This is a genomic window from Serratia sp. CY74737 (genome assembly GCF_052166775.1).
GTDB classification, from domain to species: domain Bacteria; phylum Pseudomonadota; class Gammaproteobacteria; order Enterobacterales; family Enterobacteriaceae; genus Serratia; species Serratia ureilytica.
In genome coordinates, this window is sequence record NZ_JBJNOF010000001.1 from 326,422 (window position 1) to 351,940 (window position 25,519).

Annotated in this window: 23 protein-coding genes; 7 read left to right on the forward strand and 16 right to left on the reverse strand. The window is 56.7% G+C overall.

Going from position 1 to position 25,519, the window contains the following annotated elements; translation table 11 throughout:
* Positions 1-230 precede the first annotated feature (230 nt).
* From ACJ8PE_RS01590 to ACJ8PE_RS01600, 3 genes are all read right to left on the reverse strand, one after another.
* Positions 231-1,091 carry an SMP-30/gluconolactonase/LRE family protein gene (locus tag ACJ8PE_RS01590; protein ID WP_197792633.1) on the reverse strand — a complete coding sequence of 287 codons (861 nt, stop codon included), beginning with the start codon at positions 1,089-1,091 and terminating at the stop codon, positions 231-233.
* A 101-nt stretch (positions 1,092-1,192) separates the two neighbouring features.
* Positions 1,193-1,666 (reverse strand): DMT family transporter, encoded by a 474-nt coding sequence (locus tag ACJ8PE_RS01595; RefSeq protein ID WP_197792634.1) that lies wholly within the window; start codon positions 1,664-1,666, stop codon positions 1,193-1,195.
* Positions 1,667-1,680: 14 nt separating this feature from the next.
* Positions 1,681-3,081 (reverse strand): amidohydrolase family protein, encoded by a 1,401-nt coding sequence (locus ACJ8PE_RS01600; protein WP_197792635.1) that lies wholly within the window; start codon positions 3,079-3,081, stop codon positions 1,681-1,683.
* Between the two features lie 144 nt (positions 3,082-3,225).
* Between ACJ8PE_RS01600 and ACJ8PE_RS01605 the strand changes: the two genes are divergently transcribed.
* On the forward strand, positions 3,226-4,116 hold the full coding sequence (locus tag ACJ8PE_RS01605) for a LysR family transcriptional regulator (protein ID WP_197792636.1): 891 nt from the start codon (positions 3,226-3,228) through the stop codon (positions 4,114-4,116).
* 141 nt (positions 4,117-4,257) lie between these two features.
* Here the strand turns inward: ACJ8PE_RS01605 and ACJ8PE_RS01610 are convergent, their stop codons facing one another.
* The gene (locus ACJ8PE_RS01610) at positions 4,258-4,839 is read right to left on the reverse strand and encodes an NAD(P)H-dependent oxidoreductase (RefSeq protein ID WP_197792637.1); all 582 of its coding nucleotides are present in this window, start codon (positions 4,837-4,839) and stop codon (positions 4,258-4,260) included.
* A gap of 74 nt (positions 4,840-4,913) precedes the next feature.
* Positions 4,914-6,104 (reverse strand): CynX/NimT family MFS transporter, encoded by a 1,191-nt coding sequence (locus ACJ8PE_RS01615; RefSeq protein WP_197792638.1) that lies wholly within the window; start codon positions 6,102-6,104, stop codon positions 4,914-4,916.
* Between the two features lie 86 nt (positions 6,105-6,190).
* Here ACJ8PE_RS01615 and ACJ8PE_RS01620 point away from each other — a divergent pair, with 86 nt between their 5' ends.
* Positions 6,191-6,985 (forward strand): AraC family transcriptional regulator, encoded by a 795-nt coding sequence (locus ACJ8PE_RS01620; protein WP_197792639.1) that lies wholly within the window; start codon positions 6,191-6,193, stop codon positions 6,983-6,985.
* 298 nt (positions 6,986-7,283) lie between these two features.
* Here ACJ8PE_RS01620 and ACJ8PE_RS01625 read toward each other — a convergent pair whose 3' ends face one another.
* A complete protein-coding gene (locus tag ACJ8PE_RS01625) occupies positions 7,284-8,177 on the reverse strand; it encodes a LysR family transcriptional regulator (protein ID WP_197792640.1) in 894 nt (297 codons plus the stop codon).
* A gap of 107 nt (positions 8,178-8,284) precedes the next feature.
* On the opposite strand from ACJ8PE_RS01625, the gene ACJ8PE_RS01630 reads away from it, so the two are divergent.
* On the forward strand, positions 8,285-9,592 hold the full coding sequence (locus tag ACJ8PE_RS01630) for a serine hydrolase domain-containing protein (protein WP_442536700.1): 1,308 nt from the start codon (positions 8,285-8,287) through the stop codon (positions 9,590-9,592).
* A gap of 89 nt (positions 9,593-9,681) precedes the next feature.
* Here ACJ8PE_RS01630 and ACJ8PE_RS01635 read toward each other — a convergent pair whose 3' ends face one another.
* Entirely contained in the window at positions 9,682-10,455 is a 774-nt protein-coding gene (locus ACJ8PE_RS01635; RefSeq protein WP_197792642.1) for an ankyrin repeat domain-containing protein, read from the reverse strand.
* Between the two features lie 836 nt (positions 10,456-11,291).
* Here ACJ8PE_RS01635 and ACJ8PE_RS01640 point away from each other — a divergent pair.
* The 3 genes from ACJ8PE_RS01640 (at position 11,292) to ACJ8PE_RS01650 (ending at position 16,173) form a co-directional block, all read left to right on the forward strand.
* The gene (locus ACJ8PE_RS01640) at positions 11,292-11,906 is read left to right on the forward strand and encodes a TetR/AcrR family transcriptional regulator (protein ID WP_033651890.1); all 615 of its coding nucleotides are present in this window, start codon (positions 11,292-11,294) and stop codon (positions 11,904-11,906) included.
* Positions 11,907-11,980: 74 nt separating this feature from the next.
* Positions 11,981-13,090 carry an efflux RND transporter periplasmic adaptor subunit gene (locus tag ACJ8PE_RS01645; protein WP_197761568.1) on the forward strand — a complete coding sequence of 370 codons (1,110 nt, stop codon included), beginning with the start codon at positions 11,981-11,983 and terminating at the stop codon, positions 13,088-13,090.
* The gene (locus ACJ8PE_RS01650) at positions 13,087-16,173 is read left to right on the forward strand and encodes an efflux RND transporter permease subunit (protein ID WP_197761569.1); all 3,087 of its coding nucleotides are present in this window, start codon (positions 13,087-13,089) and stop codon (positions 16,171-16,173) included. The genes ACJ8PE_RS01645 and ACJ8PE_RS01650 overlap by 4 nt, the downstream gene beginning before the upstream one ends.
* 135 nt (positions 16,174-16,308) lie before the next feature.
* Here the strand turns inward: ACJ8PE_RS01650 and lptG are convergent, their stop codons facing one another.
* The 7 genes from lptG to ACJ8PE_RS01685 all read right to left on the reverse strand — a co-directional run bounded on the left by lptG (position 16,309) and on the right by ACJ8PE_RS01685 (position 22,900).
* A complete protein-coding gene (gene lptG, locus ACJ8PE_RS01655) occupies positions 16,309-17,391 on the reverse strand; it encodes an LPS export ABC transporter permease LptG (protein WP_197761570.1) in 1,083 nt (360 codons plus the stop codon).
* On the reverse strand, positions 17,388-18,458 hold the full coding sequence (gene lptF, locus ACJ8PE_RS01660) for an LPS export ABC transporter permease LptF (RefSeq protein WP_197761571.1): 1,071 nt from the start codon (positions 18,456-18,458) through the stop codon (positions 17,388-17,390). Before lptF ends, lptG begins: the two co-directional genes overlap by 4 nt.
* Positions 18,459-18,486: 28 nt before the next feature.
* Entirely contained in the window at positions 18,487-19,053 is a 567-nt protein-coding gene (locus ACJ8PE_RS01665) for a YtfJ family protein (RefSeq protein WP_197761634.1), read from the reverse strand.
* A 20-nt stretch (positions 19,054-19,073) separates the two neighbouring features.
* On the reverse strand, positions 19,074-19,943 hold the full coding sequence (locus ACJ8PE_RS01670) for a hypothetical protein (RefSeq protein ID WP_197761572.1): 870 nt from the start codon (positions 19,941-19,943) through the stop codon (positions 19,074-19,076).
* Positions 19,940-21,277, reverse strand: a complete 1,338-nt coding sequence (locus ACJ8PE_RS01675; protein ID WP_004935553.1) for a lipopolysaccharide biosynthesis protein — start codon at positions 21,275-21,277, stop codon at positions 19,940-19,942. The genes ACJ8PE_RS01670 and ACJ8PE_RS01675 overlap by 4 nt, the downstream gene beginning before the upstream one ends.
* Positions 21,278-21,349: 72 nt before the next feature.
* A complete protein-coding gene (locus ACJ8PE_RS01680) occupies positions 21,350-22,144 on the reverse strand; it encodes a hypothetical protein (protein WP_197792644.1) in 795 nt (264 codons plus the stop codon).
* Positions 22,145-22,174: 30 nt separating this feature from the next.
* The gene (locus ACJ8PE_RS01685; RefSeq protein ID WP_197792667.1) at positions 22,175-22,900 is read right to left on the reverse strand and encodes a hypothetical protein; all 726 of its coding nucleotides are present in this window, start codon (positions 22,898-22,900) and stop codon (positions 22,175-22,177) included.
* Between the two features lie 373 nt (positions 22,901-23,273).
* Here ACJ8PE_RS01685 and ACJ8PE_RS01690 point away from each other — a divergent pair, with 373 nt between their 5' ends.
* Positions 23,274-24,005, forward strand: a complete 732-nt coding sequence (locus ACJ8PE_RS01690; RefSeq protein ID WP_197792645.1) for a thymidylate kinase — start codon at positions 23,274-23,276, stop codon at positions 24,003-24,005.
* 67 nt (positions 24,006-24,072) lie between these two features.
* Here the strand turns inward: ACJ8PE_RS01690 and spt are convergent, their stop codons facing one another.
* Positions 24,073-25,245: a serine palmitoyltransferase gene (spt, locus tag ACJ8PE_RS01695; protein ID WP_197792646.1), complete on the reverse strand. Its 1,173-nt coding sequence runs from the start codon at positions 25,243-25,245 to the stop codon at positions 24,073-24,075.
* A complete protein-coding gene (locus ACJ8PE_RS01700; RefSeq protein WP_019453571.1) occupies positions 25,232-25,492 on the reverse strand; it encodes an acyl carrier protein in 261 nt (86 codons plus the stop codon). The genes spt and ACJ8PE_RS01700 overlap by 14 nt, the downstream gene beginning before the upstream one ends.
* Between the last annotated feature and the right edge of the window lie 27 nt (positions 25,493-25,519).

Genomic DNA, 25,519 nt, shown 5'->3' on the forward strand with positions numbered 1-25,519 from the left:
TGTTTCATGTCCGAAGTTAGGTGTCAATGGCTGCTGGACTGACCCCACCTCAGTGACGATAAGCGTTTCATCATCGCAAGGTAGCCTTTTAATAAGCTCCACAGCCTCAATATAGTACCTGAGGCTGCGGAGTTATTCAGCGTTTCACTTATATCGACAACAGTATGAATTTTGGCTCATCGTAAAGTTTCAGGTTCCATCATCCAGGAATACCTGCTCACAGGGATGGATCAGAGTTTTGCAACGGCGAAGCGGCTTTCCGGTAAACCGGCGAATACTGCGGATTCAGCCTTTAATAATGCACCGTCATACTTCGATGGCCCGGATAGCCCCATGCTGGCTGTCGTGCAATAAAGCGTTGTCAGGTCTTCACCAGCGAGTGTAGGGCACGTGCTCTGAACAGCCGGAGAGGGCAGAATACAGTCCGTTGTTCCATCCGGATGGTAACGTACTACACGATTTCCACCCCATTCGGCATTCCATAAATATCCCATTGCATCCACGCATGAGCCGTCTGGTGCACCTTTCCCTTCTGTTTCACTGAACACGCGCTGGTTATTGAAAGAGGGATAGTCACAACAGAATATGCGGCCTTGCATGGAGTCGCAGTAATACATTGTATCGCCATCAGGGCTAAAACAAATACTGTTGGGAATAGCAACACGCGGAAGGGGAAGTGTTTCAATGGTCAGCGTCTCGGCATTGAGTCTGTGAAATTGACCGACGACAGCAACGGGATAACCATCATCCATGGTTCCAAAGATAAAATTACCAGAGCGGTCGCATCGGCCATCCCCCGTACGGGTACCTGCTTCTCCGGGAGAGACTGCTATTGTAGTGAAAGTGCCCGTACTGAGCTCATAGAAGCCAAGTCGGGATGCCAGCCCCATCAACAACACATCATTTTTTTCGGTAAGAGCAAAGGATCCTAGTCGTTCAGGTAGAGACCATCGCGTCACAACTCCTGAGCCCTCTTCTAAGGCAAGCAGTTCACTGCCTTCAATGTCGGTCCAGTAAAGTCTGCGCGTCCTTTCACACCAGAGGGGGCACTCCCCCAGAGAATTCCTGACATTAGCTGCAATTGAAAACATTTTTTCTCCAGTGTAGAAACAGTACGCATTGCGTTCAGAAAAATATATAAGGACGTCTGCACCAGGGCAGACGTCCTTAACGGGCAAGTTATTGCATTCTTTTAATTCAGAAAACGCTCAGAAAGTCGATCGCCAAATAGCATAATGGCGAGTCCGGCCAGCATGACGAGCATTCCCCCCAGCCTGAGGAGCGAAACCGGTCGCCTCATGGCACCCAGCAGACCAAAGTGATCAATCATCTGAGATGAGAGTAACTGGCCAACAATCGCCAGCCCGAGCAGGGCTGAGAAACCGATTTTTGGTGCCAGCACCACATAGCTAAACAGTGCACCGGCTCCGATCAGTCCGCCCGCCAGGCTCCACAGTGGCTGGGAAGGAATTGCCGCAAGCGAGGTGAATAATCCCCCGCGCAGCAGCGAGTAAATCCCCAGCGTAAATGCCCCGGCAGAGAAGGAAAACAACGCGGCGGTGACCGAATCGCCTCCAAGGCCTCGTGCAAGCTGGCTGTTCAGGGTTGTTTGCAGGGTGATCCCGAGGCCTGCGGCAAAAGCGATTAGGTAATAAATCATGCTCATGCGTTTCATCCCTTTCAGTGCGCCTGCTCCAGAGGCAGGAAGGTTTCTGCAAACATGTCAGGTTTGTACCCAGCGGCGGCAAACAGGTGTTCACGCGATTCATCAATCGCTGCATGGAGGCGTGCTCTGTCAACGCCCACGACCATGCCGTTCTGTTTAACAATACGCCCGCCAATCATGACGGTATCAATATTGCTGCGCTCTGTTGCATGTACCACCGTGCCAAAGGCATTCCCGTTGGGGTAGAGGTTAATGTCGCCGGCATTAATCAGGATCAGGTCAGCCTGTTTGCCTGGCGTCAGGCTGCCGACTTTATCCTGCAGCCCTGCACAGTAAGCGCCATCGACCGTAGCAGCCTTGAGAAGTTGCGCTGCCGGAAGCGTTGTCAGCGAATGCTCTGTACCGCAGCAGTGCTGTCGCTTATGCATGCCCATCACTCGCTGCAGGTAAAATGCCACGCGCATTTCCATAAACATGTCGGTGCTGTAGGACGTTTCATTATCGACGCTCAGACCCGGCGTGATGCCGTGACGTTGTGCCGCCTCGATGGCAAACATGCCGTCTTCAATACCATAGTGCGCATCAGACCGCGGACACACGTTCACCCGGACACCGGCTTCGCGTAGGATCTTCCATCCCTCGTCTGGCAATGCCGTGCAGTGGTTGAAAATATTGTCCGGACCAAGAAGTCCTTGCTGGTGCAGTGACTTGAGTTCAGAACCCATTTCCGCGCCAAAGAATTCAGTGACGATAGGGAGCCCAAGTCTGCGGGCTTCGGCCCACAATTCAGGCTCCAGCTGGGCCATTACACCAAGGGAAACAAGGCCCTCAGGATGGCTCTTGAAATACTTGTCCTGCAGACGCTGCCAGTTACCCGGCCAGTGCGCTCTGTCCCAGTCACCTGACACCGGCGCACCGGAAGCGTGGATGGCGCGAATACCTGCGTCAAGCAATGCCTCTACCGCTGCGTCTGAATGTGCAGCAGTGCGGCTGTTATGGGAATTATCAATGATTGTCGTGATACCTGCGTCAATAGCGCCCAGTGCGGTCAGCAGGTTACCCACATAGATATCGGAGGGGCGATAGTATTTTGCAAACGAGAAGTGCGTGGCGTTGCTGTAGTCGTCCAGACAGGTGGCATTCGGGTTGATGCGGCGCAATTGCCCTTCCCATGAGTGACGATGAGAGTCCACCATCCCCGGCATAGCAATCATGTTCGTGGCATCAATGATATGCGCACCCTCTGCGTTCAGGTTCTGCCCCACGGCGGTAATGGTTGTGCCCGTGATAAGAATGTCACCTCGCTCAAAGTTGCCGACATTCTCATCCATGCTCAGTATGGTCGCGCCACGGATCAGCGTCATCGGTGGGGTTATGGCCTGATTATTAATGATATTTCTGATGTAATCGGTCATTTAAATAGCCTTTTTTCTGGTCAACAGGAAAAAGATACGTTACGAAATTAATCCGAAAAAGATGCTTAACGTGTTTTCATAATTCAATATTTACGAATAATAGTGACTACAACAGACAGCCCAGAGATGCTCGGGAGCAGTAAAATGGATCGTATTCAGGCAATGCAGATCTTTATGCGGGTGGCTGAAGCCGGCAGTTTTGTGAGGGCGGCGGAAACAATGTCACTGCCGCCCTCAACGGTAACGAGTTCGATCAAGGGTCTCGAGAAATACCTGCAGGTACGCCTGCTTAACCGTACGACGAGGCGGGTAAGCCTCACCCCTGAGGGATTTCAGTATCTGGCGCAATGCCGGGAAATTCTCTCATTAATTGAGCATTCTGAATCCAGCTTGACGGATTCCGTCAAACGGCCTCAGGGAAGGTTACGCGTGGATATGCCTGGCGGCATCGCCAATTTCATCGTCATGCCCAGTCTGAAAGACTTTTACCGTCGTTATCCGGATATCTATCTGATGATTGGGGTGAGCGACCGTCAGGTCGATCTCGTTCAGGAGGGGGTTGACTGTGTGATAAGAACGGGTGAGCTAATTAACTCCACGCTCGTTGCCCGTCCGCTGGGGCGGTTACGCTGGGTAACATGTGCCTCTCCGGACTATCTGAGGGAATACGGCATCCCCCGGTCTCCTGAAGACTTATCTCAGCATCGTGCAATCCACTATTTTTCTGGTCAGCACCGTCGTAATGACGAATTACGTTTCATGAAGGGGACCGAGACTATTTCCGTATCTGTCAGCGGACAAGGGGCCGTTAACGAAACAGGACTGTATATTAAAATGTGCCTGGAGGGGTTCGGGCTGGCTCAGCTGGCCGGGAATATTGTTTCTGAGCATCTGCAGCAAGGCACGCTGGTCGAAGTGATGTCCGACTGGCAACCACCGTCAGTTCCGGTCGCTTTGCTTTATCCTCATCAGCGCTTTCTATCTCCTGCAGTGCGCGCGTTTGCTGACTGGGTAGCCGGACTTTTCCTGAAGTGATGGTCGGAGGACAGGTACACCGTATCTGAAAGAAGCATTTTTCTGAATGAGATCATGTACGAACTGTCGGATAGCGTTAACACGCGCCGGACTCCGAACGACTATAGCCCGGTCCTGAAAAACACCGGGCTATATCCTGGTTCAGGAAAAGGTTGCTATCAGATGATCGCTGAAACGACGGATTTCATTTTCCACATTCGGCGATTTGACCACCTCATTTGTGATGAAAGTGGGGAGTGGCGTCATACCCAGGAACTGATTGGCCTTATGGATATGCAGGTATAATCCGTCCACGCCAACGCCCTCAAAGAACTGCTCAGGATCGTTAAAAGCTTCCAGTGGGGCATTCCAGGTCAGGGACAGCATGTACTTTTTGTTCTGAAGAAGCCCACCCGAACCGTATTTTTTTGAGTCATCAGAACGCGTACGGCCATCACTTTCATACAGAGAACCATGACCTTCGGTAAAGACTTCATCGATCCATTTTTTTACCGTCCACGGCTCGCCCATCCACCATCCCGGCATCTGATATATCAGAACATCACTGTTAAGAATCTTGGTGATTTCGTTCTGTGGGTCATAATCGCTGTCAGCCTTGGTAACGGAGACCTTATGTCCGAGTTGGCTCAACACCTCATTTGCTGTGTTGACATAAAGTTCGTTTAGCTCGCCTCTGGCAAAGTTAAAACTTTTAGCGCCATTAATAATAAGAATGTTACTCATATAATTACTGCCTTTTCTTCATGTTTGAACCTGTATTAATAGAACAGTCAATTTTGTTTGAAATAAGATAAGAATTAGCCCGCTGATGTCGCTGGTTGCAGGTAGACGTTTCGACCTGCTGCCAGCCCAGTTAAGGCGCCGGCTACCGTAATTACAGCAGTCATCAGCAGGGGAATGGTCCAGCCACCGTACCAGTCATGGACCTTACCCAGCAAAAGGGGACCCATTGCAGCCATAAGATAGCCCACGCACTGCGCCATGCCGGACAGTGCTGCAGCATCACCTGCATTTGTTGTACGTAACCCGACAAAGGTCAGGCCCAGCATCATGCTGGCACCGCAGCCGAATCCCAGAATGGCAGCCCACAACATCGACAGGCCCGGCGCGTACAGTATTCCTATAAGAGAAATTCCCGAAAGCAAACTGACAACAACAGCCGCCATTTTCTGGTCCTTCAGACGACGCAGCGTAGCCGCCAGCATTAGTCCAGGAATTGCGGTAGTGAACTGAAGCATCCCGTGTACGGCTCCGGCTTTTTCAGGTGAAATCCCATTATCCGTAAGAATGGCTGGCAGCCAGCCTACCGCAACATAAAATGGCATTGCATTCAGTCCCATAAACAGTGTGACCTGCCATGCCAGGGGAGATGTCCATACGGAGACACTGGTGTGCTGATTAGGACTTGAGAGCTTGTGCTTCTGGTGATTGCTCAATTGTGGGGACCAAAAAACCAGGGCAAGCACAGGCGCTATCACTAACAGGGCAAGCGCATTGTCCCAGCCCCATTGCTGGGACAATGGAATGATAATAGCGGAGCCAACGGCACCTGCGGCCCCCATTGTGATGGAATATGCGCCTGTCAATGATGCGACGTTTCCGGCAAAGTCACGCTTGATAAGGCTAGGCAACAGGACATTCCCCAGCGCGATACCGGTGCCTATGAGCATCGTTCCGATGTATAGCGCCCACACACTACCTGCTGAACGTAGTAGAATACCTGCAGAAATCACTATCAGCGCGCCGAACAGTGTACGTTCCAGACCAAATTTTCGGGCAATAATCGCACTCACAGGTGAAAACACAGCAAAGGCAAATAACGGTAATGAGTTAAGCCATCCTACGGACGTTATACTCAGTTGAAAGTGATCCTGAATGAGCTTTAAAACCGGTGCTATCGAAGTAAAGGGGACTCGCAGGTTAATGGCGATGAAAAGAATTCCCGTCACAAGGGCCGCAGTGCGCCACTTGTTAGTGATATTTGACATATTTCTGACTTTCTCTGAAAAAAGAGAGACTTTAAGATACAGACCGTTTACAAGATATAGATAACCAGACAACATATTTCTAAAATATGCCAAAACATAAAAAAGTAGTTTCGTCGCCCGATGAATTTGACTCTGACATCTTTCTGCAGCCAGCGGTTGCCCTTTACGCTGCACCGGCGCAAGAGTATTCCGGCATAACGCCGCATGCACACCGGAAAGGTCAGCTTATCCTGTCCTTACACGGTGCAGTGAGTTGTGAAGTTCAAAATGCTCTGTGGCTTGTCCCTCCCCGACATGCCGTCTGGATACCCGGAAATACGCCTCACCGATGTCGTGTAACAAATAATGCCCGAACCTGTTTTCTGTTTATAGAACCCGGGGCGGCTGTCATGCCCGAAACATGTTGTACTATTGCCGTTACGTCTCTTGTTCGGGAACTTATTCTTTATCTTGCCGAGCAGGAACCCTCTTATTCCGCTGGTAGTAAGACGGCCAGGCTGGCTGCTGTGCTCCTGGAACAAGTGCCAGACGCACCGGTTGACGCACTCCACCTGGCCATATCAGACCATCCTAAAATAAGGCAAATGGCTGAGACACTTTTTGCGGATCCGGGAGACAGGACGACTTTACAGCAATGGGCTTCCCGCCTTGCAACCAGTGAGCGCTCGTTGGCCAGAATGGTGCAATCAGAGACGGGAATGAGCTTCGGACGCTGGCGGCAACAGTTACATTTGATGATTGCCCTGAATGAGTTGGCTGAAGGTAAATCGGTACAGAACGTCGCTGGCACTTTGGGCTATGACTCTGTGAGTGCCTTCATCACCATGTTCAAAAAAGCGTTGGGTAAATCGCCTACACAGTATTTTGCTTCGCTAAATTAAGTTTTACCGGCAGGCTGTAAGTTTGAAGATTACGTAATAATTCCGATAAATGAGAATGGAATGAAGCTTAATCCATAAGCAGTGAAATTATTACGGATGTCCGCTCGTCGCTCAAAACCGCCCCTCTAATACCGCCGTTCAAAGCAATAAATCAACACCAGCAGCTGTGGAACGGAGGTGTTATGGGGCTAACAGGGGAAAACCGCAATTCCCGCTTAAGGATGATAGAAAAAGCAACGGGACGATGAGCCCTACGACCGTCTACCGGTAACAACAGCGCTAATCTAACAGCGACTTTTCACCCCCCAACCTCCCGCCACAACCCCGGCAGCAACCCCAACGTCTCATCAATCAGCGCCCGCCGGTCATTGCCCGGCTTCCAGATGGTCACCATGGTTTGGCTGATCCCCTGGCTGCCCACTTCGGTGCGCAGCGTGTTGACGTTTTTCCACCGTTCGGCATGCATATGCGTCGGCAGGAAGCCCCAGCCGCAGCCTTGTTCAAGCAGGGCGCGCAGCATCTCCAGCTCGTTGGTAAATATGGTATGCCCCGAAATTTGCAGGCGGCGCGCCACCGGTTCGTCAGAATCCGGGTGCATGATCACCTGCGGCGTGAGCGAGAGTTCCAGCAGCGAGAGCGGCTGTTCCGCGCCGGGGAAAAGCGTTTCGGCGGCGTAGAAATCCATCTCTATCGCCCCTAAGGCGCGCCACTCCATGGCGTCGCCCACGCTGCGATGGCGCGCCTGGCAGATGCCCAGATCGGCCTGGCCGTTTGCCAGCAGGCTTTCTGCTTCTTCGCGCGAGGCGTTAATCAGGCTCAGGCGCGTGTTGCGTTGGGCCATAGCGGCAATCAGCGCCTGCAGTAACGCACGGGGGGTAAAGGGATCGTAGACCAGTGAGATTTCCTGCGCCGCGCTCTTCGGCACGTCTTTGGCGAACGCCTCAAACGCTTTCACCTGCCGCATCAGCAGGTGCGCCTGGCGTTGCAACTGCTCGCCTTCCGGCGTCAGGTGCAGGCTGCGCCCCTCGCGCAGGAACAGCGCATAGCCCAATCCATCCTCGAGAAAATCAATCAAATCGCGCAGCGTCGTGCGGTCTTTGCCCAGCTTGAGCGCGGCTTTCGCCAGGCTGCCGTGCTCGGCCACGGCGGTGAAGGCTTCCAGTTGGGCAAAGGAATAAATCAGGCTCGGCACGCGGCTCTCCCGTCGTTTTTGCGGGGGATTTTCCCCCATCAGGCGTTTTTTATTATAGGCCGCGTTTTTTTAAGCTGAACGCCTTCCTGAGCTAAACGAGAAAAAATATGAAAAGCAAAGTGTTTAACCGCAGCCTGCTGGCGGGCGTCGTCATCAGTCTCTGCAGCGGCCTGTTGGCGCCCGCCGCGCTGGCCGCCTGTGCGGGCACCGAACTCAGCGCCTGTCCCGCGCCTTTCGATGCGCAATTGCCGGATACGCACAAGATGCTCACCTGGAGCCAGAGCGACCGGGTGATCGGTTTTCGTAACGACTACCGCAACTATGCGGGGGATGTATTTCACCATGGCAACGCCACGCCGCTGCTTACTGCCGCTAAACAGCTAACCGATGCCAGTTATCGGGTGAATGGCAAAACCTACCACCTGCAGGATTACCTGCAGCGCCAGAACGTCAGCGGCATGCTGGTATTGAAGGACGGCAAAATCGCCTGGAAATACCTGGGGCAGGGCAATACCGACGCTACCCTGTGGACGTCGCGCTCCGTGGGCAAATCCGTGGTCGCCACGCTGGTGGGCGTGGCGATTAAACAGGGCAAGATCCGCTCGCTCGACGATCTCATCACGCAATACGAACCCGATCTGAAAGGCACCGCGTGGGACGGCGTGACCCTCAGGCAGCTGATCACCCACACCTCCGGCGTGGCGTGGAATGAGGATTACACCAACCCGAAATCGGACTTCGCGCAGCTGACCGAGTGTGAAGCCAAGCCCGGCACCTACGCCTGCGTGCGCAAGCTGGTGGCCGGTTTGCAGCGTGCGCATCCGGCCGGGCAGAACTGGTCTTACTCCTCCGGCGGCGCGTGGCTGCTGGGCGACGTGCTGGAGCGCGCCACCGGCATGCCGCTGGCGGCCTATCTGCAGCAAAGCATCTGGCAGCCCTACGGCATGGCGAGCGACGGCGTGTGGCATGCCTACGCCAAAGGCCAGCACGACGTGGGCGCGCACGGGCTCAACGCCACTCTGGAAGACTGGGGGCGCTTCGGCGAATTCATTCTGCATAACGGGAAGCTGCCGAACGGCAAACAGATCTTGCCGGAAGATTGGGTAGCCCAGTCATCCAACTGCACTCAGGCGGCGGGCTCGGTATCGGCGGCGCATCCTAACGGCATCTACGGCTACCAGTGGTGGAACAACGAAGTGCCGGTGAATGCGACCAACGTGGAACCTGCCCCGCAGGCATCCCTGAAACATTCCCTGTGGGCGCTGGGGATCTTCGGTCAGATGATCATGGTCAATCAGGCGGAGAATCTGGTGATCGTCCAGTGGTCCACCTGGCCGCAGGCGGAGCCGTCCTTCAGCGCGCAACCGCTGGAGGCATCGCTGATGTTTAGCGCGATAGCGAAGGCATTGCGTTAATTCCACGGAGCGAGCAGGGGCGGATGGCAGTTGCCATTCTGCCCCTGAACGGCATATTACATGTCTTCGACGTCGACCTTAGGGGAGTCTCAATTCTCTACAGGTAGTGGAGGCCAGTCACCACCCTTTTTAATTAATAACTCTTTTATCTTGTCAATTTTCTCTTTATCCTCGGCATCTCCTACGCCTCTATCTATAAAGCGCTGAAGCTGATTGCCCATAGTCCAACCAAACTTCCCTTTGATTTTACTATCCGCACCTCTCTCTAACAAAAGAATCGTGTGGTCAAATGAATGAGAATCCAGTGAGTTTATTAACAAGGTGTTTCCCAATGAGTCCCTTGTGTTTATATCCGCACCATAATCCAGCATCACCTTTAATGTTTCAGGGTTTTTCGCGTCTAATGCTTCGAATATAATTGGCTCGTTATGAACTTTATCTCTAGAATTCGGTGGTAACCCGCCATCCAACATTGCTTTTATCCAGACGTCTTTATCGCCCTGCAGGACAAACTCAGCTGGACTGCTTCCCCCTTCCGGTCTGGGTTGCAATGGGTCTGCACCTGCTTTAACCAAGTCAGTAATAATCCTCAGTCTTTTCGGCGTATTTTTATCGTAGATTGCGTTTAGCACCGACCAAAACAGCAGGGTCATGTCTGCTTTCACTGGTCGATTCAGTTCTTGCTTGCTTATTGAAGGAAGCTTTTCTTTCAGTTTCACTTCATCGCCATCATAAATCAGCTGTGCGATGTCCAGTTGATGGCCTTCAAAAAAATCCTGTGGCTCATATTCCATGCTCTTGTTGCATCCTTGCATCATGAGAACAGTAAATAGTAACGCCATGGCCATTATCAACTTGCTCATATTCTCTCCCTGATAGTGGCGACGTCCTCGTCTTTCTGATATTCAATCAACTTTATTGTCTGGTCTATACCGTGTTTATCGAGCAAGGTATTTTTTATAAGTTCATAATTACTTTTGTTACTAACTTCTTGATCCGTGGTGAGTGTACGATGGCATTCATCAGGTGAAATAATATCATCGGCGATATACAGCAGTTTCAAACAGGAAAACATAGTGTGTATCTTCCTTTGCTTGCTGCGTCTCGGCCTGTTCAGGCGGGCGCTCGCACTCCTTGCACTCGATGGGCCCTGAGGGGGCATGTTATCGAACGGCAGTCAGCGGTAGCTAACGGCGCATAGGACACCAGATAAGGGATGATAACGGCTCAAGCCAATTTGTAAAGCCGGCCAAATGTTAACCGGAAAGTTCTTGTTTTCCAAAGGTTGATGCGATGTTTGATCCCATTGCCGGCACAACCGCACCAACAAAAAAATACGCGCATGGCGTGGTGCACCAGCATGTTATCCCAGCCTTATCTGCCCGTTTTATGTGGCGCTTTTACTGCCGCATGATCCTGCGGCGGCAAGGTGGGGCGCAGCAGCACTTGTCTTATCTTCGACGTCTGATCGTCAGTCCATGCTGCCTGGCAAGCGTTTTGCCGGCGTTCAGAGCGGTTTCATCGCGATTGCCATAGCGGCTATAATCCGCCTGACGACGCAATTCACCGTGAACCAGCGTTTGCCGCTAAGGCGGGCGCAGGAGATGTTTTGATATTCCTTGAGACAATGCCGCATTGTAACCAAATTCCAGGATGGTCACTCGTTGTTAACCTGGGTTCATTGAGCTAAGCTTGAAAAATGACTAAACACACAAATGCGAATCCCCCGCGGGGCCCATCTGACCACAGCGTCCGCGATCAGATCGTGGACGCTGCCATGGAGCATTTCGGGCATTTTGGCTATGAAAAAACCACGGTCTCCGATCTGGCTAGATCAATAGGTTTTTCTAAAGCCTATATCTATAAATTCTTTGATTCCAAGCAGGCGATAGGCGAGGTGATCTGCGCCAACCGGCTGGCGATGGTCATGGAGATTGTCAATTCAGCGATCGCAGATGCGTCTACGGCTGCCGAAAAAATGAGACGCTTGTTGAGGGCGCTCACTGAAGCCGGCAGCGATCTGTTTTTTCACGATCGTAAGCTGTATGACATTGCCGCGGTCGCGGCGCGTGATAAGTGGCCCTCCGCCGTGCGGCATGAAGAGCGCCTGCGGCAACTCGTTGAACTCATTATCCTTGAAGGACGGCAGACGGGGGAGTTTGAGCGAAAAACGCCGCTGGATGAGGCTGCGGATGCAATATATCTGGTCATGCGGCCTTATATCAGCCCGATACAGCTGCAATGCAATCTGGAGACGGCATCCTCAGCCGCCACGCTCCTGTCATCGCTGATACTGAGAAGTTTGTCACCTTGATTTGTGACCATTGACAATATTGGTCACTAGTCAGAGAATGCGGTTACTGTCCTGTTAAATCAGTAAGGGAACCCATGCTCCGGCTTAACCCCGTCACCCTCGTTATTTGCCTGTTGCCGCTCGCCCTGGCGGGCTGCGACGACGTTTCCGGTATTGACGATCCGCGAACGCAACCGCCTCTGGTGAGAACGGCAATCGTAGTCAATGCCGTCGATACTGCTCGCGCATTCAGTGGCGTAGTCGTCGCGCGGATTCAAAGCGACCTTGGTTTTAGAGTGCAAGGCAAAATCCTTGAACGCCTGGTGGATGCCGGCCAGAGCGTTAAACGCGGCCAACCCTTAATGCGTCTCGATCCCGTTGATTTGCACCTACAGGCGCAGGCTCAGCAACAGGCCGTCGCCGCTGCGCGAGCCCGTGCCCGGCAAACCGCCAATGATGAAGCTCGCTATCGCGGTCTGGTTGCCGCCGGCGCTGTCTCTGCATCGGCTTACGATCAGATCAAGGCCACCGCGGAGACGGCCAAAGCGGAACTTAGTGCCGCCCAGGCTCAGGCCAACGTGGCGCAAAACGCGACGGGCTACGCCGTGCTGCTGGCCGATGCCGATGGCGTGGTCATGGATACGCTGGCTGAACCCGGTCAGGTTGTCAGCGCCGGTCAGCCCGTTGTCCGGCTGGCCAGGGCGGGGCAGCGCGAGGCCTTCGTGCAATTGCCCGAGACGCTGCGCCCGGCGGTCGGAAGCGAAGCCCAGGCTGCGCTGTACGGTAACGATCAACAGTCAGTGCCTGCGAAACTGCGCCTGCTCTCCGATGCGGCTGACCCTGTGACGCGCACCTTCGAGGCGAGATATGTGCTTGAGGGCGCGCTGGCGAGCGCACCGCTCGGCTCCACCGTCACGCTGCGCATTACCGAAGATAAAGTAACCCGTCAGGTAGTGCAGGTGCCTTTGGCGGCCATCTATGATGCGGGCAACGGGCCGGGCGTCTGGGGGATTGCCGGCAAGCCGGCCAAAGTGTCATGGCGACCGGTCCAGGTGCTGAGCCTCGGGGACGATGCGGCAAACGTCACGGGCGGACTGCAGGCCGGTGAACGGGTGGTCGCCCTCGGGGCGCATTTGCTGCATGACGGTGAACCTGTGCGCACGGCGCAACAAGACGATGGCGCTGTCGCGGGGAGCCGGCTATGAGCGGCGGGCGTTTTAATCTCTCGGCGCTCGCCGTGCGCGAGCGAGCCATTACCTTATTCCTGATCGTCCTGATTACGGTCGCCGGCATTTTTTCGTTCTTTGAACTGGGACGAGCGGAAGATCCGCCGTTCACGGTCAAACAAATGACGATCGTTTCCGCTTGGCCGGGAGCCACCGCGAAGGAAATGCAGGAGCAGGTCGCCGAACCGCTTGAAAAGCGTTTGCAGGAGCTCAAGTGGTATGACCGCAGTGAGACTTACACGCGTCCGGGCCTGGCTTTTACTCAGCTGTCACTGCAGGACGGCACGCCGCCCGCGCAGGTGCAGGAAGAATTCTACCAGGCGCGCAAGAAGCTTGGCGATGAGACGAAAAGCCTGCCGGCAGGCGTGATCGGGCCGATGGTGAATGACGAATTCTCCGACGTGACCTTCGCGCTTTTTGCGCTAAAGGCGAAAGGGGAGCCGCAGCGGTTGCTGGTTCGCGATGCGGAATCGTTACGCCAGCGTCTGCTGCACGTGCCTGGGGTCAAGAAGGTCAATATTATCGGTGAACAGGCGGAGCGCATCTTCGTCTCGTTCTCGCATGACAGGCTGGCGACGCTGGGCGTTTCTCCTCAGGATATTTTCTCCGCTCTCAACAACCAGAACGTCTTGACGCCGGCCGGTTCGATCGACGCCCAGGGCGCGCAGGTCTTTATTCGCCTGGATGGCGCCTTTGACAAGCTGGAGAAGATCCGTGCGACGCCCATCGTCGCTCAGGGCCGGACGCTGCAGCTCTCAGACGTGGCGACGGTGGAGCGCGGCTACGAAGATCCGGCGACCTTCCTGGTGCGCAATCAGGGAGAACCGGCATTGCTGCTGGGTATCGTTATGCGCGAGGGATGGAACGGTCTGGATTTGGGCAAGGCGCTGGATGCGGAAACGGTGAAGATCAATCAGGACATGCCGCTGGGCATGACCTTGACGAAGGTCACCGATCAGGCGGTTAACATTAGCTCCGCCGTTGACGAGTTCATGATCAAATTCTTTGTCGCGCTGCTCGTGGTCATGGGGGTTTGCTTCGTCAGCATGGGATGGCGCGTGGGGGTGGTGGTCGCGGCGGCGGTGCCGTTGACGCTGGCTGTCGTTTTTGTCGTGATGGCGGCGTCAGGCAAAAATTTCGACCGCATTACGTTGGGTTCCTTAATCCTGGCGCTGGGGTTGCTGGTGGATGATGCCATCATCGCCATCGAAATGATGGTGGTAAAAATGGAGGAGGGATACGATCGCATCAAAGCCTCCGCCTATGCCTGGAGCCACACCGCCGCGCCGATGCTGGCCGGTACGCTGGTCACGGCGGTCGGTTTTATGCCGAACGGGTTTGCACAATCCACCGCCGGTGAGTACACCAGCAACATGTTTTGGATCGTGGGCATCGCGCTGATGGCCTCCTGGGTGGTGGCGGTGGTGTTTACGCCTTATCTGGGCGTGAAAATGCTGCCGAACATCAAAACGGTGCAGGGCGGGCACGCGGCCATTTACGACACCCGGCACTACAACCGTTTTCGCCGGCTGCTGACCCGCGTTATCGCGGGCAAATGGCGCGTCGCGGGCACCGTTATCGCCGTCTTTACCGTCGCGATTCTCGGCATGGGGCTGGTAAAAAAACAATTTTTCCCTACATCCGACCGCCCGGAGGTGTTGGTCGAAGTTCAGATGCCATATGGCACCGCTATTGAGCAGACCCGCGTCGCAACGGCGAAAATCGAAGCCTGGTTGAGCAAGCAGGAAGCAGCGAAAATCGTCACCTCTTACATCGGCCAGGGAGCGCCGCGTTTTTATCTGGCTATGGCGCCCGAGCTTCCCGATCCCTCGTTTGCGAAAATTGTCGTGCTGACGGACAGCCAGGCCGCGCGTGAGACGCTCAAGCTGCGCCTGCGTGAAGCGGTGGCGGGCGGGCTGGTGCCGGAGGCGCGTATCCGCGTGACCCAACTGGTGTTTGGCCCGTATTCACCGTATCCGGTGGCATTCCGCGTCATGGGGCCGGATCCCGCCAAACTGCGCGAGATTGCGGAGGGCGTGGAAAGGGTGATGCGGGCCAGTCCGATGATGAGGACCACCAACACCGACTGGGGCCCGCGCGTGCCGACGTTGCATTTTGCGCTCAATCAAGATCGCTTGCAGGCGGTGGGATTGACCTCGAATGCGGTGGCCCAACAGCTTCAGTTTTTGCTCTCCGGTATTCCTGTCACCTCTGTACGTGAAGACATCCGTTCTGTGCAGGTCATGGCGCGCGCGGCGGGAGATATCCGGCTCGATCCGGCGAAAATAGCGGGTTTTACCCTTGTCGGATCTTCCGGACAGCGCATTCCGCTGTCTCAGATCGGAACGGTTGACGTGCGAATGGAAGAACCTGTCCTGCGTCGTCGCGATCGCACGCCGACCATTACCGTGCGGGGGGACATTGCCGAAAACCTGCAGCCGCCGGATGTCTCAACGGCCATCATGAAGGCGCTGCAACCAACCATCGACGCGCTTCCGGCCGGATATCGCATTGAGCAGGCCGGATCCATTGAGGAGTCGGCAAAGGCGACCAAAGCGATGGCGCCCTTGTTCCCAATCATGATTGCCGTGACGCTGTTGATCATCATTCTGCAGGTGCGTTCGATGTCGGCAATGGTCATGGTGTTTCTCACCGCGCCGCTGGGGCTGATTGGCGTGGTACCAACGCTACTGCTCTTTAACCAGCCCTTTGGCATCAATGCGCTTGTGGGGTTAATCGCGCTGTCGGGCATTCTGATGCGCAACACCTTGATCCTGATTGGCCAGATCCATCACAACGAGCAGCAAGGGCTGGCGCCTTTCCACGCGGTCGTGGAGGCGACGGTACAGCGAGCCCGGCCGGTGTTGCTGACGGCGATGGCCGCCATATTGGCATTTATCCCGCTGACTCACTCGGTGTTTTGGGGAACGCTCGCTTATACCCTGATTGGCGGGACGTTTGGCGGCACCGTTATCACGCTGGTGTTTCTGCCGGCAATGTATGCCATTTGGTTCAAGATACGCCCTGACGATCGGCGGCAGAATGAAAGGGCCGCGTCTTAGGTCTGTCTCTGGCCCGCATTATTCACCGCTCAGTCTAACCGCAGACCATGGCCATGAGGCTACGGTCTGCGGTTTTTCATCATTGGCGGAGAAAGGAATGTTTGCAAGCGAACGATCGCCGCCTCTCGCTGAATCCTAACCCCGCCGATCAAACCGATAAACCAGCGCCAGCGCCAACGCCAGGAGCAAAAGCGGCGGGGCGAGGGCGGTGAAGGGCGCGTTGAGGGCGAACAGCAATCCCAGGTTGAGGACGATCTGGTAAGCGATGTAGGTCAGCAGCCCGATGATGACGCCGAGCGCTAACCGGCTGCCCATGCCGGGGGCGCGCGGGGCGGTGAAGGTAAACGGGATGGCCAGCAAAATCATCGCCAGCACCAGCAGGGGCTGGCCGAGTTTTTTCCACAGCGCCAGGCGGTATTCGGTGCTGGGTTGCCCAGAGCCCTGCAGATAATAGATATAGCGATCCAGCTGTTGGAGCGAGAAACTGCCCGCCGGCAGGGTCAGCTCTTTCAGGCTCGGCACGGCGAACAGCGAGCGCCAGAGCAGGCTATCTTGCCGATTAATCGTCTCCTTTCTGCCTTGCCAGCTTTTTTGCATCACGTTGTGCAGCAGCCAGTTGCCGTCGGCGGCGGCGGTGCTGGCGCTGTCGGCGTAAATGTAAGATTCCAGCGCGCGGTTGGCCTGATAACGGAAGATCTCTATGCCGTGGGGCTGGTCGTTCTCATCGACGGTTTTGACCGTCACAAACTCGTTGCCACGCCGCGCCCACAGCGGGTTAACGGTAACATCATTACTGTTCGACTGCGCCAGCGCGTTGTTCTTCATCTGCAGCGCGCGTTGCTGCAGCGGCGAAGCGGCCCATTCATCGAGGGCGCCGAGCGAGAGGTTCATCAGCAGCCCAGCGGCGAGCATCACCAGCGCAATGCGGAATATCGACATCCCGGCGGAACGGATCGCCGTCAGCTCCAGAGTTTTCGACAGCTGCCCCAGCCCGACGATGCCGCCGAGCAGCGCGATAAACGGCCCCAGATCGACCAGGCTGCGCGGCAGGGTCATCACGGTCACCAGCAGCGCTTGCTGCCAGCGGTAGCCGCCCGGAGTGACGTCCTCCAGCTCGTTGATCAGCGTGAAGGTGGTGAACAGCGGGATGAGCAGCCCGGCCGCGGCGGCGAAGCCGATGAACACGTTGCGCATTAGGTAGCGGCTAAAAATAGTCATCGGGAGGGTTTCCGCAGCAGGGATAAGTCGCGCGCCAGCAGCAGGGCGATGCCGACAGCCATCGCTATCGGCACCAGCCAAACGCCGGGGATCGTTGGCAGAGAGCCGTTGGCCACCAGCGTGCGGCAAATGTTGCCGCCATAGAAAATCACGGTAAACAGCACCGTCAGGGGCAGCAGCGCGGCGTAGCGGCCCTGTCGCGGCTTGATGCGGCTCAAGGGGATCGCCAGCAGCACCATCAGCACGGTGGTCAGCCCGCGGCTTTCGCGCCATTGCAGTTCGGCGGCGTCACCCGGATCGGCGGAGCGCGCCAGCTCAGCCAGCGAGGCCGACTTGTGCCGGCTCTCGGCGCTGGGCACGAACGGTTTGAGCGCGATGTCGAAGTTGTCGTAATTCTGCCCGTTGTCGTCGGCACCCTCACGATCCAGCACATAGGCGGTGCCGGTTTTCAGCCGCACGGCGGGGCTGGCGGGGGAGGCGTCGAGCACTTCCACCGACTGCGCGCGGTACAGGTTGGTGTGATGGCCGCCGCGCACATAAATCAGGGCGTCCGTCAGGTGGTTGGCCGTTTTGTCGACCTGATTGGCGAGGATCATGCGGCCGTTGCCGCTGACGTTGAATTTGTCGGCCTGCAGGTGGCTCATGTCCAGCACCGACTGCGACTGTTGCTGCAGCTGATAAATATTGGCGTACGCCCAGGGCCTGCCATACAGCGACAGCAGCGTGACCGCTATCGCCAGCGGCACCGCGAGCAGCAGCACCGCCTTGTACAGCCGCAGCGGGCTGGCGCCGGCGGCCAGCATGGCGGTGATCTCCGCATCGCTGTACAGCTGGCTCAGCGCCACCGCCACCGAGACATACAGCGCGACGGGCAATATCATCTCCAGCGCGATCAGCGATTTATAGAAAACCACGTCGGCCACCACCCGCAGCGCCAGCGTGCCGTTGGCGGCGTCGGTCAGGTAGCGCTGGGCGGAGTAGCTGGCGAACATGAAGATCAGAAACCCGGCGATCATCATCACCAGGCGGCGGATCTCAACCGTGATATAGCGTTCAATCAAAGGCATGCGTCATCGGCTCCCGGCGGCGTGCGCGTCATGGCGTCTCCTGCGCGATCAGCGCGCGCAGCAGGGCGATCACCTGGTCAACTTCCTGCGGGGTGAGTGCGCCGTCCTTCGCCCACTGCACGCGCCCGGCCTTGTCCAGCACCACGATGGTGGAGCTCTCCTCCGGCAGCCGCCAGGCCATGCGCCCCAGCCCGTCGCTGTCGACGATGAACTGCGCCCAGGGGTAATGCCGTTTGTTTTTCTCGATCTTGCCGCGCACGAAGAAGCCGGAGCCCGGTATCGCATCGTCGGTGTTGACGATGGTGGTCGGCTGGAAGCGATCGCCCGGCAGGTTCGCGTCCTTGACGGCGTTGATCAGCAGCGAGTTCTTCTTTTTGGCGGAGGTGCGCCCGGCGATGTACTGGATCACCCGCACCTTACCCGCCAGTTTTGCGCTGCTCCACGGCCGGTAGCTGAAATCGCCGTTACGCAGCAACAGCTCGCCGCGATCGGCGATGGCGATCGGCGCCACTGGCCGGCCATGCACGAAGTTATGCGCGGACGCCGCCAGCGGCGACAGCAGCAGCGCGAGGATTAGCAAGCGGCGTAACGTCATCATGGCTCCGCGCAACCCGCTTATCTGCCCGCCGCGATGGCCGGCTGGGAAAACGACAGCGGAAAGCGCGCCAGCAGCAACTCCAGGCGCTGGCGGATGTCGATATCCAGGATCGCCGGCCGATCATAGATATCGCCGCCGGCCAGCTTGTCCGCCACCATCACGTCGTGCCGGTCGCCCATCAGGCCGTTAATCGCCGCCAGGAAGCGTGAGATCTGCCGGGCCTCGCGGTTGTCGGGATCGATCGATCTCAGCGTGTCGTAGAACGACACCTGGCGGCTGACGATTTTGCGCACGTCGTGAAACTGATGCCCGGTCAGCGCCGGGCCGGCGATCAGCGTTTGCAGCTGGCGCATCTGCTCCTGGCGGTAGGTGATAAAGCCCTGGGCGCTTTCCAGGCGGGTGTGGCGCAGCGCATAGCGCACGTAAGACCACACCGGCTTGCTGAGCAGCAGCCGCAGCAGGTTGCCGTACAGCGTCAGGTTCTTCTGGTTGCCGTTGCGAAACGCGTCCTGAAAATGGCCGAGCACCACGGTGGTGGTGTGGAACAGGCGGTTGGCGCGGTGGGGAGCGCCGTACAGCTGTTGGGCGAAGCGCAGGTGCTTATAGCGGGCGCGGATATATTTGTAGCGCATGCGGGTAGCCGCCGCCAACTGTGGGTCTTGCAGGAAACCGTTCACCAACTGCAGCAGCTCGCGGCGGGAAAAGCCGTCTTCCCAAAACTGCAGGCACAGCGCGTAGTTGTCCCGAATGCTCTCGGGGGAGCATTCCAGACCGATCTGCTGCGGCAGGCTGATATTCGCCTCGACCAGGTCGTCCTCTTCCACCGCGACAAACAGCGCCTGGGTGGTTTCGGCGGAGAACTTCTTCCAATTCGTGTTAGCGGTCATTGATTACTCTCTTTGGGCACATTCAGCCCCAACATAAAGCGATTGCGGTAGGCGCCGATCGTCGGTATCAGGGATAACAGAACGTCTAAACATTGCCCCAGTAAATAAGCGAAGGCGGCGCCCTGCACGCCGAAGGCATACGCCATTGACACCAGCAGCGCAATGTAGGCCGCCGAGGCCGTCGCCTGCGCGATCAGGAAGGCACGCTGCTTGCCTGCCATAAACAGTAAGGATTCCTGCGGGAAGCCCATCATGGAAACGATGATCGCGCCCAGCATGATTTGAATCAGGTCATAGGCTTCCAGGTATTGCTGCCCGAACACCGCGGAAATAAGCGGTTTGCCCACCAGCAACATCAACACCGCGACGGCCAGGCCGATGCCCCCGGCCAGCAGCGAGGAGCGCAGGCCCAGCAGCCACGGGGTCTTGGTGCGCGGATCCAGGCGCATGATCTCCGGATAGAAGCTTTTCTCCAGCAGCTTGGCCGGGGTGCCCGTCGCATCGAAGAAGGTCATGGCGATCTTGAACAGCCCGGCGGCGGCCGGCCCGAGCACCACGCCCACCAGCACGGTGGTGCAGGAGTTGCGCGCGGCCCAGATGGTATGCGCGATGTTGGTGGTCCAGACGAAGTTCCAGGCGCCCTCGATGCGGCGCGCGACGTTGAACAGGCGCGGCCTCAGCGCGCCGTGGATATCGCGGCGGCGCAGTTCGCGCGCGGTGAACCACCAGAACAGCGTGCCGCCGATCAGGTTAGAGGCGTACCAGGTGACGATAAAGCCGGGGAACCCCAGATCGAAATAATAGGAGATGACGCTGCCCACCGCCTGTAGGAACGGCTTGATCGCCTGTTGGATGGCGATGAGATCGAAGCGGTTGAAGGCACGCAGCACGCCGGTCGGCGTGGACGAGGTCATCGACGGGATCAGGGTGCAGTACAGCATGGCGAGCCAGAAGCTTTCACTGTCCAGCCCCAGGGCGTGAGACAAGAACGGCAGCATGATCATGCCGCCCAGCACGGCGATGACGCCGCTGGCGATATCCAGCCCGAAGGAGAAGGCGACGACGTCGCGGAAGCGCCCGGTGTTTTGATGCTCCAGCGCCGGGGTACCGAATTGCACCACAAACTGCCAGGTCTGGAATTTGATGAAATCGCTGACCGCTTTGGTGTAGGCCTGGATCACCACCAGCACGCCGAACATTTCAGGCGACATGCCTTTACCGGCGCAGGAGAGCGCCAGCAGGCCAAGCAGCGCGCTGGCGACGCTGCCGGAGCCTAAATAGGCGGCATTACGTAAAATGGAACGAAACGCGCCATCGGAAAACCACCGTTTCATAACTTAAACCAGCCATCATCGTTATTTTTGTGCATCTTGTGTTCCGCACTCATGCGCTTGCCCTGTCTCTTTTTAATAAACCTGAGTTTCTTTGCCGGCGTTTTCGCCGGGTTGCCCGATGTCGCTCTGTGGGCGCTTCGCGGGGGGCACCACGGCCGAAATGGCGTTGAGCGCGTTGCTCAGCACCTCGTCATAAGGGGCTCTGGCGTCCAGCTCGATGATGCGCGCGCCGTTGTATTGCAGGCGCACCATGGCGGAAATCTTGTCTTTCAGCTCTTCGTAACTGTGATCGGGCTTGCGGGAAAACGCCGTATCGACGTCGATATCAAGGCGAATGATCAATTCCGGCCGATAGACGGCCATGCGTTGATATAAGCGGCGTTCGCGCGCCGCCAGGTGGCTCAATATCCAGCCTTTTGCGCGTTCCACGCCGATGCCGGGCCCATCGTAGTAAAAACCTGAAATTTCCGCCTGCGGGTAGCGATCGCTGATCACCAGCACGCCGCTCTGCGCCAGCCGCCGCACCTTGCGCAGGTTGGAGGCGCGCCACAGCGAGAAGCCGTACATGATCAGCGCCGCCCACAGCGCCGGCGGCCTGTTGCTCATGCGCTGGGTTTTATCGGATTTGGCCGCCAGGCGCCGTTCCAGCCATACGCCGATGAACGGCAATTTCTTGATTTTGTCGCCGTCTTCGCCGGAGATCAGCCCTAAATAGCGCCGCTGCGTGGGGCGATGCTGCTGCAGGTTTTTCACCAGATCGGCGGTCAGCGTGGACTTGCCCGTGCCGTCGCTGCCCACCACGGCAATCAGTCCGGTGATGCAGGTGGAAGAGGTATCCTGTTCGGCGGTGAGTTTATTTTTTTTCATCTGTTTCGGTACGAAAAGGTTATTTGTCGGCTAGGCATTGGCTGCCCTCAGCGATATTTTAACGGCGCGCAGCGAAGCATCGAAAATATGGTCGGCGGGTTCGCGGCCGTCTAAATCCAATATGTTAGCGCCGTTAAACGTCAGGTGCGGGATGACCGCGATCTTTTCACGCAACGCCGCCAGCGAGTGATCGGGTTTGCGTGAATAGGCCGTTTGTTCGTCAATATCCAGCCGAATTAATAATAAGGGCTGATAAGACGCCATCCATTGGTACAGGTTTTGTTCGCGCTTTCTTAGCCAGCGTACCCAGCGATTACCGCCGGCGGTTTTTGCCAGCTGCGGGCCATCAAAACGAAATCCCGCCACTTCGGCCTGCGGATAACGATCGGTGATCAGTAATGCGCCGCTGCGGCTTTTCTCCAGCATGCGACGGAATTTATAAACGCGCCAATAGGAGAGTAAAAAAATCACCAGCGCCGTGGCATTATCCGGCGGCGTGGAAGGGCGCTCATGCACGCGCTCCGACTTCTTCAGCAAATAACGCCCGAAAGGCGCGCCAATAATCGGCAGCGAACTGATCCATTCGCCGATACGCCCGGAGGACTGGCCGAGATAAAGCAGTTCGGCAGGTTCTTGTGGCGATAAGGCGTTGACCAGGCTGGCGGCTAATGTGGATTTTCCCGAGCCGTCACAGCCGGTTATCGCTATTACGCGCACGGGCGAGCGATCAGATGAAGGTCTTATCTGCTGACTCACAATAATTGATCCAATGCGAAAAAAACTATTGTATTCCAATACGCCTTGGGTTCAAGATATTTATTGTGCTTTGCTGCGATAAAATAATGAGATTGCTATTCCTGTTCGCTATTTGAATTGATATTTATGGCGTTCGTTCTTGTTATTTTGTGCTAATTGTTGGTGCGTGGGCCGGTTTCGCTTTTTATGTTAATTTCCGGCCAAGCTTATGGCGAAAAAAGAGCAGAGGTTTTCAATTTTCGCTTAATATTTTGTGCTTTTTGGGCGTCGCGTTACGGCAATTTTTTTTCACGCGGCAGCCACGGCAATGATAAGCGGTAGTTCGCTTCAAATATGGCACGCCGTTTCTGGTGTATTGAAAGAGAGTCTTATTATGAGTGCAAAATTTCCGCCGCTGATTGCGGTTATCGGCAGCGACGGATCGGGTAAGTCCACCGTTTGTGAACATCTGATCGCGTATATGAAACATTATGGCCCGGCGGTGCAGGTGCATCTGGGCAAACAGGCGGGCAACGTCGGGCGCGCGGCGGCGAAATTGCCGCTGCTCGGGCGCTCGGTGGGCAAGGCTATCGAGAGCAATACCAAAAAAGTCAAAACGAAAAAATCCCGGATTGGCCTGTTGCCGTCGGCGGTGATCATCGCTTTTGTGGGGCGGCGGCTGCTGCGTTTTCGCCGCATGCTGGCGTATCGGCGGCAAGGGTTCATCGTGCTGACCGACCGTTTTCCGCAGGCGCAAATCCCCGGCGCTTATGACGGCACGGTATTTCCCGTCGATGTTGAAGGCAGCCGTTTCGTCCGTTGGCTGGCGGCGCGGGAGCGGGCGGCGTTCCAGTGGATGGCGAAGCAAAAACCGGATCTGGTGCTCAAGCTGAATGTCAGTCTGGACGTGGCCTGCGCCCGTAAACCCGATCACCGCAAAGCGGCGCTGGAGAAGAAGATCGCCGTCACGCCGTTATTGACCTTCGAAGGCGCCGACATCGTGGATCTCGATGCCGATCGGCCGATCGAGGAGGTGCTTTCGGCGGCGGAAAAAGCCATCGCGGAATTTATGGCGGCGCAGGGGTATCGCTATTCGGCTGATGGGGCATCACCGGCTGCGTGCTGAGGCGCAGCGATTCGACAGGGCGGCGATGCTATTTTGGCACCGTCGCCGCGGCCGAGAGGGAAAGGCTTTATTTTTTCAGCGCCGCAAAGGCGCGCACGATGGTGTCGATCTCTTCATCGCTGTGCGCGGCATTGACGCTGCAGCGCAGCAGGGTGACGCCCGCCGGCGCGGCCGGTGGCAGCACCAGATTCACATACACGCCGTGGGCGATCAGCTCGCGCCAGAAACGCAGCCCTTCTTCCTTTGACCCGATCATCACCGGTACCACCGGGCTGATGCGCGGCCCCAGGGTATAGCCCAGCTCGGCGAGGCCGTGGTACAGGCGGTGCGCGTTGCTCCACAGTTTTTCCCGCAGCTCGGGTTGGAGCGCGATTTTTTGCAGCGCCGTGCGCACCGACGCGATGCTGGACGGCGACGGCGAAGCGGTAAAGATATACGGCCGGCTGCTGTAGCGCAGCACGTCCATCCCCTTGCCGCCGACGGCGAAACCGCCGATCGAAGCCAGGCTTTTGCTGAAGGTGCCCATGATGATATCCACGTCTTGCTCAACGCCCAGCGCTTCGGCCAGGCCGCGGCCGTGTTCGCCCATCACGCCGAAGGAATGCGCTTCGTCGACCAGCAGATACCCGCCCAGCCGCCGCTTGATATCGACGATTTCCACCAGCGGGGCGACGTCGCCCAGCATACTGTAGATGCCTTCCACGATAATGAGCGCCTCGCGGGCGCGTTCGCCCAGGCGCACCATGCGGCGCTCCAGATCGGCGGCGTCATTGTGGCGGAAGCGAATAATCTCCGCGCCGCCGAGGGCGCAGGCGTCGTAAATGCTCGCGTGGCTGTCCGCGTCGATCAACACCACGGATCCCGGCCCCGCCAGCGTGCTGATGACGCCCAGGTTGGCGGTGTAGCCGGTGGAGAACACGATGGCGCTCGGGCGATCGAAGAATGCCGCCAGCTCCCGTTCGAGCGCCAGGTGCGATCCGTAGCTGCCGTTCGCCATGCGCGAGCCGGTGGTGCCGGTGCCGAGTGCGGCCAGGGCCGATTGGCCGGCGGCGATCGCCTGCGCATCGAACGTCAGGCCAAGGTAGTTATTGGTGCCGGCGAGGACAATCTTTTGATCGCCGATGCGGCCCTGGGTGGCGGAATACACTTCGTCGATACAGGTGCCGAACGGATTCAGACCGGACGTTTGAAATTGTTCACGGTCATTGGCGAGCCGCGCAAACTTATCATACAGTCCCATGGCTTTTCTCCAGATAAGGGCGCAGCGCGTCAAGCAGTTGCTCAGGCGTTCTGACATCAAGCAATATATTGATCGGAATGGAGATATCTAATTCATCTTCCAGCATCATCAGCAGATCCAAGACTCTGATGGATTCCAGGCCAAGATCATTGACGAGATCGCTATCAGGTTTTATTTCCACTCCGCCTTCGACGATACCTTGCAAACACGTCAGAATATAATCCATTACAGCATCGCGATTTAGCATAAGAACGTTGTCACACCTCTATTTGGA

Coding starts and splice junctions, on each gene's coding strand:
- ACJ8PE_RS01630 (WP_442536700.1), top strand. CDS start 8,285: ATGAAAAGCAAAGTGTTTAACCGCAGCCTGCTGGCGGGCGTCGTCATC.
- ACJ8PE_RS01600 (WP_197792635.1), bottom strand. CDS start 3,081: ATGACCGATTACATCAGAAATATCATTAATAATCAGGCCATAACCCCA.
- ACJ8PE_RS01645 (WP_197761568.1), top strand. CDS start 11,981: ATGCTCCGGCTTAACCCCGTCACCCTCGTTATTTGCCTGTTGCCGCTC.
- lptG (WP_197761570.1), bottom strand. CDS start 17,391: ATGACTATTTTTAGCCGCTACCTAATGCGCAACGTGTTCATCGGCTTC.
- ACJ8PE_RS01640 (WP_033651890.1), top strand. CDS start 11,292: ATGACTAAACACACAAATGCGAATCCCCCGCGGGGCCCATCTGACCAC.
- ACJ8PE_RS01615 (WP_197792638.1), bottom strand. CDS start 6,104: ATGTCAAATATCACTAACAAGTGGCGCACTGCGGCCCTTGTGACGGGA.
- ACJ8PE_RS01635 (WP_197792642.1), bottom strand. CDS start 10,455: ATGAGCAAGTTGATAATGGCCATGGCGTTACTATTTACTGTTCTCATG.
- ACJ8PE_RS01680 (WP_197792644.1), bottom strand. CDS start 22,144: ATGAAAAAAAATAAACTCACCGCCGAACAGGATACCTCTTCCACCTGC.
- ACJ8PE_RS01610 (WP_197792637.1), bottom strand. CDS start 4,839: ATGAGTAACATTCTTATTATTAATGGCGCTAAAAGTTTTAACTTTGCC.
- ACJ8PE_RS01700 (WP_019453571.1), bottom strand. CDS start 25,492: ATGCTAAATCGCGATGCTGTAATGGATTATATTCTGACGTGTTTGCAA.
- ACJ8PE_RS01675 (WP_004935553.1), bottom strand. CDS start 21,277: ATGAAACGGTGGTTTTCCGATGGCGCGTTTCGTTCCATTTTACGTAAT.
- ACJ8PE_RS01670 (WP_197761572.1), bottom strand. CDS start 19,943: ATGACCGCTAACACGAATTGGAAGAAGTTCTCCGCCGAAACCACCCAG.
- ACJ8PE_RS01590 (WP_197792633.1), bottom strand. CDS start 1,091: ATGTTTTCAATTGCAGCTAATGTCAGGAATTCTCTGGGGGAGTGCCCC.
- ACJ8PE_RS01650 (WP_197761569.1), top strand. CDS start 13,087: ATGAGCGGCGGGCGTTTTAATCTCTCGGCGCTCGCCGTGCGCGAGCGA.
- ACJ8PE_RS01665 (WP_197761634.1), bottom strand. CDS start 19,053: ATGACGTTACGCCGCTTGCTAATCCTCGCGCTGCTGCTGTCGCCGCTG.
- spt (WP_197792646.1), bottom strand. CDS start 25,245: ATGGGACTGTATGATAAGTTTGCGCGGCTCGCCAATGACCGTGAACAA.
- ACJ8PE_RS01595 (WP_197792634.1), bottom strand. CDS start 1,666: ATGAGCATGATTTATTACCTAATCGCTTTTGCCGCAGGCCTCGGGATC.
- ACJ8PE_RS01620 (WP_197792639.1), top strand. CDS start 6,191: ATGCCAAAACATAAAAAAGTAGTTTCGTCGCCCGATGAATTTGACTCT.
- lptF (WP_197761571.1), bottom strand. CDS start 18,458: ATGCCTTTGATTGAACGCTATATCACGGTTGAGATCCGCCGCCTGGTG.
- ACJ8PE_RS01690 (WP_197792645.1), top strand. CDS start 23,274: ATGAGTGCAAAATTTCCGCCGCTGATTGCGGTTATCGGCAGCGACGGA.
- ACJ8PE_RS01605 (WP_197792636.1), top strand. CDS start 3,226: ATGGATCGTATTCAGGCAATGCAGATCTTTATGCGGGTGGCTGAAGCC.